At 63.6% G+C, this 12812-nt stretch carries 13 protein-coding genes and 1 riboswitch; of the genes, 6 read left to right on the top strand and 7 right to left on the bottom strand.

The window, feature by feature from the left end; translation table 11 throughout:
- Positions 1–34: 34 nt before the first annotated feature.
- Positions 35–2044: a transketolase gene (tkt, locus tag SynPROSU1_RS00965; protein WP_186571150.1), complete on the top strand. Its 2010-nt coding sequence runs from the start codon at positions 35–37 to the stop codon at positions 2042–2044.
- 120 nt (positions 2045–2164) lie between these two features.
- Here the strand turns inward: tkt and thiC are convergent, their stop codons facing one another.
- From thiC to ruvB, 6 genes are all read right to left on the bottom strand, one after another.
- On the bottom strand, positions 2165–3568 hold the full coding sequence (thiC, locus tag SynPROSU1_RS00960; protein WP_186571149.1) for a phosphomethylpyrimidine synthase ThiC: 1404 nt from the start codon (positions 3566–3568) through the stop codon (positions 2165–2167).
- Between the two features lie 46 nt (positions 3569–3614).
- Positions 3615–3721, bottom strand: a riboswitch (TPP riboswitch).
- Positions 3722–3752: 31 nt separating this feature from the next.
- A complete protein-coding gene (locus SynPROSU1_RS00955) occupies positions 3753–4367 on the bottom strand; it encodes a HEAT repeat domain-containing protein (protein WP_186571148.1) in 615 nt (204 codons plus the stop codon).
- The gene (locus tag SynPROSU1_RS00950; RefSeq protein ID WP_186571147.1) at positions 4364–4591 is read right to left on the bottom strand and encodes a DUF3188 domain-containing protein; all 228 of its coding nucleotides are present in this window, start codon (positions 4589–4591) and stop codon (positions 4364–4366) included. Before SynPROSU1_RS00950 ends, SynPROSU1_RS00955 begins: the two co-directional genes overlap by 4 nt.
- Complete coding sequence (locus tag SynPROSU1_RS00945) at positions 4588–5769, bottom strand: amidohydrolase (RefSeq protein ID WP_186571146.1); 1182 nt, start codon at positions 5767–5769, stop codon at positions 4588–4590. Before SynPROSU1_RS00945 ends, SynPROSU1_RS00950 begins: the two co-directional genes overlap by 4 nt.
- Position 5770: 1 nt before the next feature.
- Positions 5771–6535 (bottom strand): tetratricopeptide repeat protein, encoded by a 765-nt coding sequence (locus tag SynPROSU1_RS00940; RefSeq protein WP_186571145.1) that lies wholly within the window; start codon positions 6533–6535, stop codon positions 5771–5773.
- Entirely contained in the window at positions 6532–7578 is a 1047-nt protein-coding gene (gene ruvB, locus SynPROSU1_RS00935) for a Holliday junction branch migration DNA helicase RuvB (protein ID WP_186571144.1), read from the bottom strand. The genes SynPROSU1_RS00940 and ruvB overlap by 4 nt, the downstream gene beginning before the upstream one ends.
- Positions 7579–7628: 50 nt before the next feature.
- Here ruvB and smpB point away from each other — a divergent pair, with 50 nt between their 5' ends.
- A complete protein-coding gene (gene smpB / locus SynPROSU1_RS00930; protein WP_186571143.1) occupies positions 7629–8129 on the top strand; it encodes an SsrA-binding protein SmpB in 501 nt (166 codons plus the stop codon).
- On the opposite strand, the gene SynPROSU1_RS00925 is transcribed toward smpB, so the two are convergent.
- Positions 8123–9889, bottom strand: a complete 1767-nt coding sequence (locus SynPROSU1_RS00925) for a serine/threonine protein kinase (protein WP_186571142.1) — start codon at positions 9887–9889, stop codon at positions 8123–8125. The genes smpB and SynPROSU1_RS00925 overlap by 7 nt on opposite strands.
- Before the next feature lie 80 nt (positions 9890–9969).
- Here SynPROSU1_RS00925 and egtB point away from each other — a divergent pair, with 80 nt between their 5' ends.
- The 4 genes from egtB to SynPROSU1_RS00905 are packed head-to-tail and all read left to right on the top strand — an operon-like array spanning position 9970 to position 12811.
- Positions 9970–11118, top strand: coding sequence for an ergothioneine biosynthesis protein EgtB (egtB, locus tag SynPROSU1_RS00920; protein ID WP_186571141.1), 1149 nt, complete (start codon positions 9970–9972; stop codon positions 11116–11118).
- On the top strand, positions 11115–12068 hold the full coding sequence (gene egtD, locus SynPROSU1_RS00915; protein ID WP_186571140.1) for an L-histidine N(alpha)-methyltransferase: 954 nt from the start codon (positions 11115–11117) through the stop codon (positions 12066–12068). The genes egtB and egtD overlap by 4 nt, the downstream gene beginning before the upstream one ends.
- A gap of 33 nt (positions 12069–12101) precedes the next feature.
- Positions 12102–12335, top strand: a complete 234-nt coding sequence (locus tag SynPROSU1_RS00910; protein WP_186571139.1) for a hercynine metabolism small protein — start codon at positions 12102–12104, stop codon at positions 12333–12335.
- Positions 12332–12811, top strand: coding sequence for a hercynine metabolism protein (locus SynPROSU1_RS00905; protein ID WP_186571138.1), 480 nt, complete (start codon positions 12332–12334; stop codon positions 12809–12811). The genes SynPROSU1_RS00910 and SynPROSU1_RS00905 overlap by 4 nt, the downstream gene beginning before the upstream one ends.
- Position 12812: the final 1 nt, after the last annotated feature.

Genomic DNA, 12812 nt, shown 5'->3' with positions numbered 1-12812 from the left:
GCGTCAAAATCGCTCCAACTTTCCTCTTAACACCATGGTCGCTGCGCCCGCGTCACTCGACACGCTCTGCATCAACAGCATCCGGATGCTGGCTGTCGACGCCATCAACAAGTCCAACAGCGGCCACCCCGGCCTGCCAATGGGCTGCGCACCCATGGGTTATGCGCTCTGGGACAAGTTCCTCAATCACAACCCCAAGAACCCCAAGTGGTTCAACCGCGACCGCTTCGTGCTGTCGGCTGGCCACGGCTGCATGCTGCTCTACGCGCTGCTGCACCTCACCGGCTACGACTCGGTGACCATCGATGACATCAAGCAGTTCCGGCAGTGGGGCTCCAAGACCCCGGGGCACCCCGAAACGTTTGAGACCCCAGGTGTTGAGGTGACCACCGGCCCCCTGGGTGCCGGCATCTCCAACGCTGTGGGTCTGGCCATCGCTGAATCCCACCTGGCAGCCAAGTTCAACAAGGCTGACTCCACCGTGGTGGATCACTACACCTATGTGGTGATGGGTGACGGCTGTAACCAAGAAGGTGTCTCTTCAGAAGCTGCATCCCTGGCTGGCCACCTGAAGCTGGGCAAACTGATCGCCCTCTACGACGACAACAACATCACCATCGATGGCCGCACCGATGTGTCCTTCACCGAAGACGTGTTGAAGCGCTACGAGGCCTACGGCTGGCACGTTCAGCACGTGGCCGAGGGCAACACTGATGTGGATGCCATCGCCAAGGCGATCGAAGCCGCTAAGGCCGTGACCGACAAGCCGTCGATCATCAAGGTGACCACCACCATCGGCTACGGCTCCCCCAACAAGGCCGATACCGCCGGAGTGCATGGTGCTGCTCTGGGTGAAGAGGAGGCAGGTCTGACCCGTCAGCAGCTGGGTTGGGACTACGCACCCTTCGAAATCCCCCAGGATGCCTACGACCAGTTCCGCAAGGCCATCGACCGTGGCGCCAGCCTCGAGGCCGAGTGGAACCAGACCCTGGCCACCTACCGCACCAAATACCCCACCGAGGCCGCCGAGTTCGAGCGGATGCTGCGCGGTGAGCTGCCAGAGGGTTGGGACAAGGACCTGCCCACCTACAGCCCCGAAGACGGTGGCTTGGCCACCCGCAAACACTCCCAGATCTGCCTGGGTGCATTGGGTCCCAACCTGCCCGAACTCATTGGCGGCTCCGCTGACCTCACCCATTCCAACTACACGGACATCAAGGGTGAAACCGGCTCCTACCAGGCCAGCAGCCCGGAGAAGCGTTACCTCCACTTCGGTGTGCGCGAGCACGCCATGGCCGCCATCCTCAACGGCATCGCCTACCACAACAGTGGCTTGATCCCCTACGGCGGCACCTTCCTGGTGTTCGCCGACTACATGCGCGGCTCCATGCGCCTGTCTGCCCTGAGCATGCTGGGTGTGATCTACGTGCTCACCCACGACTCCATCGGCGTCGGCGAAGACGGCCCAACCCACCAGCCGATCGAAACCATCCCATCTCTCAGAGCAATGCCCGGGATGTTGGTGTTCCGTCCTGGCGATGGCAACGAGACCAGCGGTGCCTACAAGGTGGCCATCCAAAACCGCAATCGCCCCAGCTCCCTGTGCCTCAGCCGCCAAGGCATGGCCAACCAGGCGAACTCCTCCATCGACAAGGTCGCCCTCGGCGGCTACGTGCTCGAGGACTGCGCCGGCACTCCCGATCTGATTCTGATTGGCACAGGTACCGAGCTCGACCTCTGCGTCCAGGCCGCCAAGCAGCTCACCGCTGAAGGCAAGAAAGTGCGCGTGGTGTCCATGCCTTGCGTCGAGTTGTTCGACGAGCAGACCGATGCCTACAAGGAAGAAGTACTCCCCAACGCCGTGCGCAAGCGCATGGTGGTGGAAGCGGCAGAATCCTTCGGCTGGCACCGTTTCATTGGCCTGGATGGCGACAGCGTCACAATGAACCGCTTCGGTGCTTCCGCCCCCGGCGGCACCTGCCTAAAGGAATTCGGCTTCACCGTGGAGAACGTGGTCGCCAAGGCCAAAGCTCTGCTCGGCTGATCTCCACACAGCTTCAACGCAAGACCCTCTGCCGAGGCAGAGGGTCTTTTTTAATGCCTAACAACAAAAACCCGACGTCCTGAAGGACGCCGGGCCAACGACTGAATTCAAGCGACGCGATCAATCAGCTTTGTCGAGCTTGACCGGGGTGAGCTCTGCAGCGCCTGCTTTGGTTTCAAGCACCTTGGCCAGACCTTCGAGGTCCTCATCGGTGATTTTCGTCTGCATTGGGCAGTGCTTCGGTCCGCACATCGAGCAGAACTCAGCCTGCTTGTAGATGTCAGCCGGCAGGGTTTCGTCGTGATACTCCTTGGCCCGCTCAGGGTCCAAGGACAGCTCAAACTGCTTGTTCCAGTCGAAGTTGTAACGGGCCCGGCTGAGCTCGTCGTCACGATCGCGAGCACCCGGGCGGTGACGGGCGATGTCGGCCGCATGGGCAGCGATCTTGTAGGCGATCAGGCCTTCGCGGACATCCTCAGCATTGGGCAGACCGAGATGCTCCTTCGGGGTCACGTAGCAGAGCATCGCTGTGCCATGCCAACCGGCCATCGCCGCGCCGATGGCGGAGGTGATGTGGTCGTAACCAGGGGCGATGTCGGTGACCAGGGGACCAAGCACATAGAAGGGCGCTTCGCTGCACTCCTCCATCTGCTTCTTCACGTTGAACTCGATCTGGTCGAGGGGCACGTGACCAGGGCCTTCCACCATCACCTGGACGTCATGCTTCCAGGCGCGACGCGTCAGTTCACCAAGAGTGTGCAATTCAGCCAACTGAGCAGCATCCGACGCATCGTGCTGGCAACCGGGACGCAGCGAGTCCCCCAGGGAGAAGGTGCAGTCGTAGCGCTTGAAGATCTCGCAGATGTCATCGAAGCGCGTGTATAGCGGGTTCTGACGGTGGTGGTAAAGCATCCACTGGGCCAGGATCCCTCCGCCGCGGCTGACGATGCCGGTGATGCGCCCCTTCACCTTGGGCAGGTGCTCGATCAACAGACCGGCGTGGATGGTCTGGTAATCAACGCCCTGCTGGCAATGCTTCTCAATGATGTGGAGGAAATCATCCTCATCGAGCTTCTCGATCGAGCCATGCACGCTCTCAAGCGCCTGATAAACGGGCACCGTGCCGATCGGCACTGGGGAGGCACCGATGATCGCTGTGCGCACCTCATCGAGATTGACGCCACCGGTGGAGAGATCCATCACGGTGTCGGCGCCATACTTCACCGCCAACTTGAGCTTCTTCACCTCCTCAGCGGCGTCCGAAGCATTGGGTGATGCGCCGATGTTGGCGTTCACCTTGCACTTGCTGGCGATGCCGATCGCCATCGGCTCAAGATTCGCGTGGTTGATGTTGGCTGGAATGATCATCCGCCCCCGGGCCACCTCCTCCATCACCAGCGACTCAGGCAGGTTCTCCCTCTTGGCCACATGAGCCATTTCTTCGGTCACCACACCCTGGCGGGCGTAGTACATCTGAGAGACGTTGGCCTGGCCCTTGCGGGACTCAACCCAGGAAGCGCGCATGATCTGAGGTGCGACGGACAGCCCAGGGGTCGACGTTGTGGCCGTAGATCACGCTCTAACACTTCCCTGCGCCGGCATGACCCGGGATCAGGTTCGGAGGGTGTGATCTCAGTCCGAGTTCACGATGAAACCCAGACACCCCTAGTGATGCCTGAACGCTAGCAAGCGTTTCTCAAAGCCCCATTCAGCCAGCTTGCAAACCATTGAGAACCGCAGCCACCACCCGGTGATCGCTGTCCTGCTGCAGGGATTGCAACAGGCCTCTGGCCTGCACCGCGATGGGGTCGCTGCCCCCCTCCCGGACAATCCGACTGAGAATCTCGGCCCCACTCACCCGCACGATGGCGTCAGCATCAGCGATGGCCATGGTTGCCAACTCAAGCAACCAAGCCAGATCAATGTCGGGCTGTTCCGCCAAGGCGGAAAGAATGCTGCAGCGCACCAACCAGGCGGCATCAGCTTCAAACGCCGAGCGCAGCAAGGGCCAGGCGCGCTCCACCCCGTAGCTGGCCAGGGCATTGGCGGCTTCGGCCCGAACGTTGGGGTCCTCATCCGCCGTGATCAATGCACTCAGCACAGCCCAACCCTGCTCAGTGCGCTTGTAACCCAGTCCGCTGCAACTCAACGAGCGCACCAGAAAGGGCTTCTGCTCCGTGCCCAGCACCAGCAACGGCACTGCCTCAGCATCAGAACAATGACGAAGCTGGGTGATCGCCGGCATCGCCTTCACAGGATCTCCACTGGCAATGGCCTGGCGCACGGAGTCGAGATCAGGCTTCTGTGGATCGGTCTCACTCATGGGTTGCTGCCGGGGGTGCGCGCCCGCTGAAGATCGGCCAACAGCCTGGCGCGGCGACGCTGCCGACCGAGAGCGCTGCTGATCATCAGGCCCGACCCCACCAGCATCGCCGGCAACACCTGAACCCGGTCTTTGCCCTGCCGCTGCTGGGTGGCCAACAAGGCCAGCAGAATCAACAACGGTGCCCCGAGGGAAACCCAAATCACCGCGCGACGTTGGTTCATGCCGAGGTGTTCTCCGTGATCCAAGCCAGCACGGTGGACGTCAGCACCGCAATACCAACACCGAGGGCATCTTCTTCCAAGGCAAAGGCCCCGTTATGCAAGGGCGCACAACCCTCCGGCCCAGCCACCCCCAGGCGCACCATCATTCCCGGCACATCCCGAAGCAACTCAGCAAAATCTTCGGCGCCCAGGGAGGGTTGCTCCACCGGCAGCACCTTGTCGCGGCCCAAACAATCCACCGCACAGCGCTCCAACAGATTTGTGAGATGCGGGTCGTTGTGCACCGGCGGGGCAATGCAGCGGTAGTTCACCACAGCCGTGCCACCGCCGCTGGCACAGATTCCCTGCACCGTCTCGTCGATCCAGGCCGGCAGCTGGGCGTGCTGCTGCAGATCCAGACAGCGCACGGTACCCAGCAAACGCACTTGATCAGCAATCACGTTGAAGGCGCGACCGCCCTCCACCTTGCCGAAACTGATCACCACCGGCTGCAACGCATCCAGGCGGCGGGCAATCGTCTGCTGCAGCTCCGTGATCACCCGTGCCGCCAGCCAGACAGCGTCCACCGACTGATGGGGGCGAGCGCCATGGCCACCCTCCCCCTGCACCAGGATCTCCAGCTCACCAGCCGCCGCCGTGAGACAGCCCCGCCGGATCCCCACCGTGCCCACCGGCAGATTCGGCACCACATGCAGCCCATACAAGGCATCGAGGCCCTCCACCGCCCCCGCATCCCGCATCCACACCGCCCCCTGGGCCAACTCTTCAGCGGGTTGAAACAGCAGCCGCACCCGGCAGCCCAACTTCGGCTCCTGGGCCAACAACCGCGCCACCCCCAGGCCCGTGCAGGTGTGCAGATCATGGCCACAGGCATGCATCAGGCCCTGGCGGGTGGAGGCATAGGACAAGCCTGTGCGTTCCTCCACAGGAAGAGCATCCATGTCGACCCGCAACCCCACCGTTGGGCCCTGATCCGGCCCCAGTTCCGCCAAGACGCCTGTGCGGCCGACCCCCTCACGAACGCGCCAACCCAGCTGACGTAACTCGCCCGCCACCAGGGCAGCTGTCTGGTGCTCTTCACCGCTGAGTTCGGGATGAGCATGCAAATGCCGGCGCAGCTCCAGTAGCTCTGGTAGCTCACGACTGAGTCGATCAGCGAGAGGCTGCGCTTGGGTCATCTCAAGACGCCTCCAAGGCCAGGAATGCCATCAAATCCGCCGTCGGCTGAGGGGGCCAACGGCGCACCTGCTGCAGCCAGTCCGCCTGTCGGTAGCGCTGATCCAGACCCGCCGCCGCGGCCCAGTGGCTTTCGGCTTCACCACTGGATCCCGATCGCCACAGCAGACCACTGAGGGCCGCCCGAGCATCAGCAAACAAGGGGTAGCGGCGAATCAGCTTGCGCAATTCCGCCTCCGCCCAATCGAGATCTCCCGCCTGCCAGGCCGCCAAGGCCTCGCTGGAACGGGCCATCGCAAAGCCGGGGCGGGCGAGAGAGGCCCGGCCGTAGAGCGCACGGGCCTCAGTCCAGTCCCCTTGCGACCCACGCACATTGGCCAAGTTGTACAGGGCTGAGGCATCCTGCGGATCCCGATCCAGGATCCAGAGATAGTCGTCCGCTGCAGCGGACCAGTCTTGAAGCGCCTCCTCCGCCGTGCCGCGGTTCAAGCGCGGATCACTTTCCTCCGGCGCCAGAACGATCGAGGCACTCTGGTCTTCGATGGCCCCGAACGCATCTCCAAGCGCAAGGCGAACATTGCCGCGATTGCTCAGCGCGGCTGCATCCTCAGGGGCCTGCTCCAGGAACCGATCCCAGAGAGGCAGCGCCTCCACAAAATCCCCCTGGCGGCTGGCCGTCAGCGCCTGCTCATAGAGCCCCTGAAGATCCAGAGCCTGCGCCGGCAGCGCCAGCACCAGGCTCAACAGCAGCACCAGAAGCCTGTTCATGCCGCCTCCGCAAGATGGGTTCGGGCCGCATCCGTGACCATCCGGCCGCGAGGGGTGCGCATCAACAACCCCTGCTGCAACAAAAACGGTTCCACCACGGTCTCCAGGGTGACGGGGTCATCGCCAAGGGCCGCCGCCAGAGTTTCTAGGCCCACCGGACCACCACCATGGTGTTCGATTAGGAGCTGCAGCAATCGCCGATCACTGGCATCAAGGCCACGATGGTCGACCCGGTGAAGGCTGAGGGCCTCCCCCACCAGGGACTGATCTATTGGACCGGTGCCAGTACCGCGGACGCTGGCTACATCCCTCACCCGGCGCAGCAACCGATTGGCGATCCGAGGCGTGCCGCGGCAAGACGCCGCAATGCTTCTGCAGGCCTCCGGCGTGAGGGTCACCCCGATCAGCCCTGCAGTTCGCGACACAATCGCCTCCAGATCCGCTTGCCCGTAAAACTCCAACCGCTGAATTAGGCCAAAACGATCCCGGAGCGGTGAACTCAGGGATCCGGCCCTGGTGGTGGCCCCCACCAGGGTGAATGGCGGCAAGTCGAGGGAACGAGTGCGCGCCGTGCTTCCTTTACCAACGGTGAGATCGAGGCGACGGTCCTCCATCGCCGGATAAAGCAACTCCTCCGCAACCCTGCTGAGGCGGTGAATCTCGTCAATGAACAGCAGATCGCGGGGCTGCAGATTGACCAACAGCCCAACGATGTCTCGAGGTCGTTCCAGGGCCGGCGCACTGGTGACCTTGCAGTGGACCCCCATTTCTTCGGCCAACACCATGGCCATGGTGGTTTTGCCCAACCCAGGCGGGCCGTAGAGCAGCACATGATCGAGGGCATCACCGCGGCCGAGCGCCGCTTGCACCGCAATGCCCAGAACCTGCTTCAGCTCGCTCTGACCGATGTAGTCGTCAAGGCGCTGAGGCCGAAGCTTGTCTTCCGGCCGACTCACCCCCTCTTCAGGGGCCGGCTGAGGATCCACCAGCGCTTCAGGGCGGCGTGGTGGCTTGCGACCGGAACTAGAAGAGACAATCGCCATGCGGGCAGGGTACCCAGACCTGGATAGGGTCGGAAGACGCAGCCACAGCCATGGCCAAGGGAGGAGCGAAAAAAGCAGCCGCAGCCGCCGCACGGGCCGCAGCCAACCGAATGCTGGCGGACAACCGTCAGGCCCGGCATCAATACGAGATCCTCGAAACCCTGGAAACCGGCATCGAGCTGGTGGGAACCGAGGTGAAGTCGATCCGTAACGGCAAAGCCAACCTGCGCGATGGCTTCTGCCTGATCCGCAATGGAGAACTGCAGCTGCACAACGTGCACATTTCACCCCACACCCACGCCGGTAGCTACTTCAACCACGACCCTCTGCGCACCCGCAAACTGCTGGCCCATCGCCGCGAGATCGACAAGTTTCGCGGTCTAGTTGATCAGAAAGGGCTCACGCTGATCCCGCTGAGCCTCCAGCTCAAGGGTTCGTGGATCAAGCTCACCATCGGGCTGGGCAAAGGCCGAAAGCTGCACGACAAGCGAGCTGCTGAAAAGGAGAAGCAATCCAAGAAAGAGGTGAAGGCGGCGATAGCTCGCTACTGAACGTTCGAATCCAGCCCCGGTGGCCTTACCAGCTCTCCAGTGGCCGAGTCGGGCAACGGATCCAGGTCCACATCCGGCAAGGGGGGGCGAGGACGGTCCGCCCTGCAGGACAAGGTGAGCAGACCGGAGGAGACCCCCTCATTGGTGATCAGCACTTGCAACGGCGAGCCCGCTTCCGCCGCAATCCGGGCCACCCGCAGCGGACCGCGCTCCTCCACCACCTGCCCGTTGGCAGCGAACACCATCATCTGCATCAGCGGCGTGCCGTTGATGCCAAGGGCCAAGGCATTACCGGCCGGCACTTGAACCAGCACCAGGCGGGCGCCACCGGCGGGGATGCGCAAGGACGTGTTCGTGGGTTCGAGGGGACGCGCTACGAGTCGCTCAATGTCGACGTCATCAAGGCTCTGCATGGCCGCTGCAATCCAAAGCTGACGGAACGGTTCGGCAGGTTTCTGGCCCTGCATGGTCCCCGGCAGCAGATCCTGAGCAGCGGCACTCACCAGATGTTCCACCACCTGCGGGTGAACGCCCTGCTTCAGCAACGTCTGACGCGGCTGCTCCCAGTCCCCATCACGCAGACGGCCCAACCGGGCCCGCATCGCCGGCGGCAGCTGCTCGATGCGAGACAGCCATTCCTCCGCCAGCTCAGTCCAGACCCTGCGCAGCGGTGCATCCTCCAGTGACTCCGAAGGGAGGCTGCCACCGCGTTCAGGGAAACGGCTGAGCATGCTGGCTTCCACCAGATTGAGGAACCAACTGCGATCCACCTGAAGCGCCCGCAGCCGGCTAAACAGCTGCTGGCGTTGATCCAGCTCCGCCGGCGGCAGGCTGACGTCTGGAGCCAATGCCGCCCCATCACCGTTGGTGCGGGGGTCCCTATCTGGAGTGGAGCTACGCGGGAGCAGGACCCAGCCAATGGCCGAACCCACCAGAGCCGACAGGGCCAGAGCGATCACAACGGGCCAGAGACGACCCTCCGCTCCCTTGTCGCGGGCCATGGCCCTGCTGGTTCGGGACACCACGCTGGACTCCAGCTCTGATGCAGGCAACGCGACCGACTCCAAGGCCTTCAGCACCTCGGCAGCCTCGCTGAAACGCTGCTCCGGTGCTTCTGAGAGCAGGCGCTCCAGCACTTGGCGAAATCCTGACTCCAACGCCAGGTCCTCCGGCCAGCCAGCGTCCTCGCCTGCCTTACCACTGAGCAACATCAGAGCGGTGATGCCTAGGTCATGCAGATCCCTCAAGGGAGCATCCGTCGAGGTGGCTCCCTTCCTCCGCACCCGACCACCATCCAGCAGCACCGGCAGGCCATCGCTGCTCCGTCGCAGCAGATGGCGGGGATTCACATCACCGTGCACCAGCCCGCAGCCGTGCAACACCGCCAGCACCGGCAGGATCTGGCGCAGCAGCAGCAGCACCTCGCCGGCAGCGAAGGGCATCTGGCGTGCAGCCCGCAACCGCAACAGGACGTCGTAAGCGACGCCGTCCTGCCAATCGCGCACGCACCAGAACTCCCCATCCAGCTCCAACAGCTCTCCGCAGCGGGGCAGCTGCGGATGCAGCAACGACTGCAACTGCGGCCAGACCGCCTGGAGTTGCTCCTGGGCGGCCGTGTTCTCCAATTGACGGATAGCCACCGGCAGATCACCGGCCATCACATCCACGCCGCGCCACAGTGATCCCTGCACCGGATCGGGCCCACTCAGCCGCTCATCCAGGCGGTAATGCTCCACCAGCACCGTGCCGGAACCGCTCAAAGGACTCAGCCGTATCGATGCGCTGATGGTACCGATGGTCTTCGGCACCCCCTAGGGTCCGCAGAGGATTGGCCGGGCCCGTGCTGCTGGACACCCTGCGGGCGGTGCGACGCCACAGCGAAGCACTGATTGCACCGCTAGAGCCGGAAGACCTGATGCTCCAGGGGATGGCAGATGCCAGCCCACCCAAATGGCATCTGGGCCACACCACCTGGTTCTTTGACACGTTCGTGCTTCAGCCCTATGCCCCTGGGCACCAGGCCTGCGACCCTCTCTGGAGCTATCAATTCAACTCTTATTACGAGGCCGTCGGAGCCCGCCATCCCCGACCGCAGCGGGGGCTGCTCAGCCGCCCGGCCATTGGCCCGGTGCTGGCCTGGCGCCAGCGGGTGGATGCCGAGCTGGAAGAAATGCTGCTCGATCCGCCCACGGACGTGATCGCCCTAGTGGAGCTGGGGCTGCAGCACGAGCAGCAGCACCAGGAACTGCTGCTGATGGACCTGCTGGATGGCTTCCACCGCCAGCCGTTGGAACCCGTCTACAACCCCAAGGCCGAACTGACCCTGCAGATGGAGCCGCACCAGTGGCTCCCCTGTCCCGGCGGTCTGACGGAGATCGGCCACCGGGGTGACGGCTTTCACTTCGACAACGAGACGCCACGGCACCGGGTGTGGATTGAGCCGTTTGAGCTGAGCAGCAGCCTGGTGAGCAACGCCGCCTATGACGCCTTCATCGCTGATGGGGGCTATCAGCGCCCCGAGCTGTGGATGAGTGAAGGCTGGGCCTTGGTGCAACAGCACCAGTGGCAGGCGCCGCGCTACTGGCGGGGAGACAACGAGGAATTCACCCTTGCTGGCCGCCGCCAGCGCGAACTCAAGGCACCGGTGCGGCATCTGAGCTGGTTCGAAGCGGATGCCTATGCCCGCTGGAGCGGTGCCCGTCTCCCCACAGAGGCGGAATGGGAGCACGCCTGCAGCGTGCAGGGGAGCGCCATGGAGCACGCCCACCGGGTGCTGTGGCAGTGGACATCCAGTGCCTACAGCCCCTATCCCGGCTTTCTCCCGGTGGAGGGAGCCATCGGCGAATACAACGGCAAATTCATGAGTTCCCAGATGGTGCTGCGGGGCAGCAGTTGGCTCACCCCCAACGGCCACGAGCGCGACAGCTACCGCAATTTCTTCCCGCCAGCGAGCCGCTGGATGGCCGCTGGCATCCGTCTGGCCCGATGAGCATCACTCTGCTCAACCTCCACCCACCCCAGGCTGATCTGCAGCGCCTTGTGCGAGACGGCTTGCGCCGCAAACCTCGCCAACTGCCGGCCTGGATGCTCTACGACGCCGAAGGATCCCGGCTGTTCGCCGAAATCTGCCGCCAGCCGGAATACACCCTCACCAACCGGGAGATCACCCTGCTGAAGCAACACGCTGAAGCCATCGCCGACGCCACGGGAGCTGGGCTGGTGGTGGAGTTCGGCATCGGCAATGCCCGCAAGGTGGATCCGCTGCTCACGGCCCTTGGCAGCAGCGTCTTCGCCGCGCTGGACATCAGCCTCAGCGCCCTGGAGGAAGCCCTGTCCGGTCTCGCCGCCCAACACCCCAACACCGCCATGGTGGGCGTCTGCTGTGACCACACCCGCCTGCAACAGCTGCCGCGGCATCCTGCTCTGGACGGAGAACGGCGCATTGGCTTCTTCCCCGGCAGCTCCTTGGGCAACTTCACCCCGGAGGAAGCTGTGGACTTCCTGCGCAATGCCCGGCAGCTGCTGGCCGGAGGCCCGCTGTTGCTGGGGGTAGATCAACCGCGGGAGCCGGCCCTGATGGAGGCCGCCTACGACGATGCCGCCGGGGTGTCTGCCGCCTTCGCCCGCAACCTGCTGCAGCGGCTCAATCGCGACCTCCAGGGCGATGCCGATCCCACGCAGTTCCGCTACCAGGCCAGCTGGCAACCGCAAGATCAGCGGATCGAAATGGCCCTGATCAGCAGGCGGGATCAGACCGTGCACCTGGGCGGTGAGGCCTGGTTTTTCCGCAACGGCGAGGCCTGGATCACCGAACACAGCGTCAAATACTCCCAGGACGCCGCAGCCGCTCTTGTGGCACGGGCTGGCTGGCGGATCGAGCGCAGCTGGGAAGATCCGCACCAGCAGATGGCTCTGCATCTGCTTCTGCCGGCAGACTGAACCCACAGACAGAGCTCAGAAGCTCATGGCGGCATGAAAACAGACGAACGGCGTCAAGCGATCAAGCGGCAGCGCCAGCAGCTGATCCAGGACCTAGAAGCGGTGTACATGGCGGCCTTTGATCGCCTGGGGGAACTGGAGGGTGAAGTGGGTGAGGTCAAAGCGGCTCAACTCACCCAAATGATTCTCAACTCCAAAACAGCTGCAATCGAGCCCCTGGAAAAGGAGATTGAAAAACCGGTGATCACCACCCCGGGTGAGCCATGAGCAGCTGGCTGGAGCAGCTTGAGCGGGAGCTGGACGCAAGACTCTCTGCCTTCCTGCGCAACAACCCCGTCCAGGAGAACCTGTTCAGCGAGCAGCACCTGAAGGACCGGGCCAGTGCTCTGCAACGGCAACGCCAGCAACTGCAAAGCGAAGCAAAGCAGCAACGCCAGCAACTGCTGCGGCTAGCCGAAGATGTGCGGGCTTGGCGCAGCCGGGTGAACCGCGCCAGGGCAGCAGGTGCAGACGATCTGGCCGAGCGGGCCGAACAACACCTCACCAGCCTGATGAACCAGGGGCGAGCCCTCTGGGCGGATCTCGAAGACCTGGGACGCCGCTTCAACGAGGTGGAGCTGCAGCTGGAGGAGCTTCGCCAGCAAGAGCAAACGCCCAGCCCTTCAACGTTGGAGAAGGACTGGGCGTTGTTTGAAGCGGAGCAAGAGTTGCAACAGTTGCGCCGCGACGCTGGCCTGACTTAAC

Source organism: Synechococcus sp. PROS-U-1, assembly GCF_014279755.1.
GTDB lineage: Bacteria > Cyanobacteriota > Cyanobacteriia > PCC-6307 > Cyanobiaceae > Parasynechococcus.
Note: the sequence above shows the minus strand (reverse complement) of the source record. Positions and strands in the feature narration are given on the sequence as shown.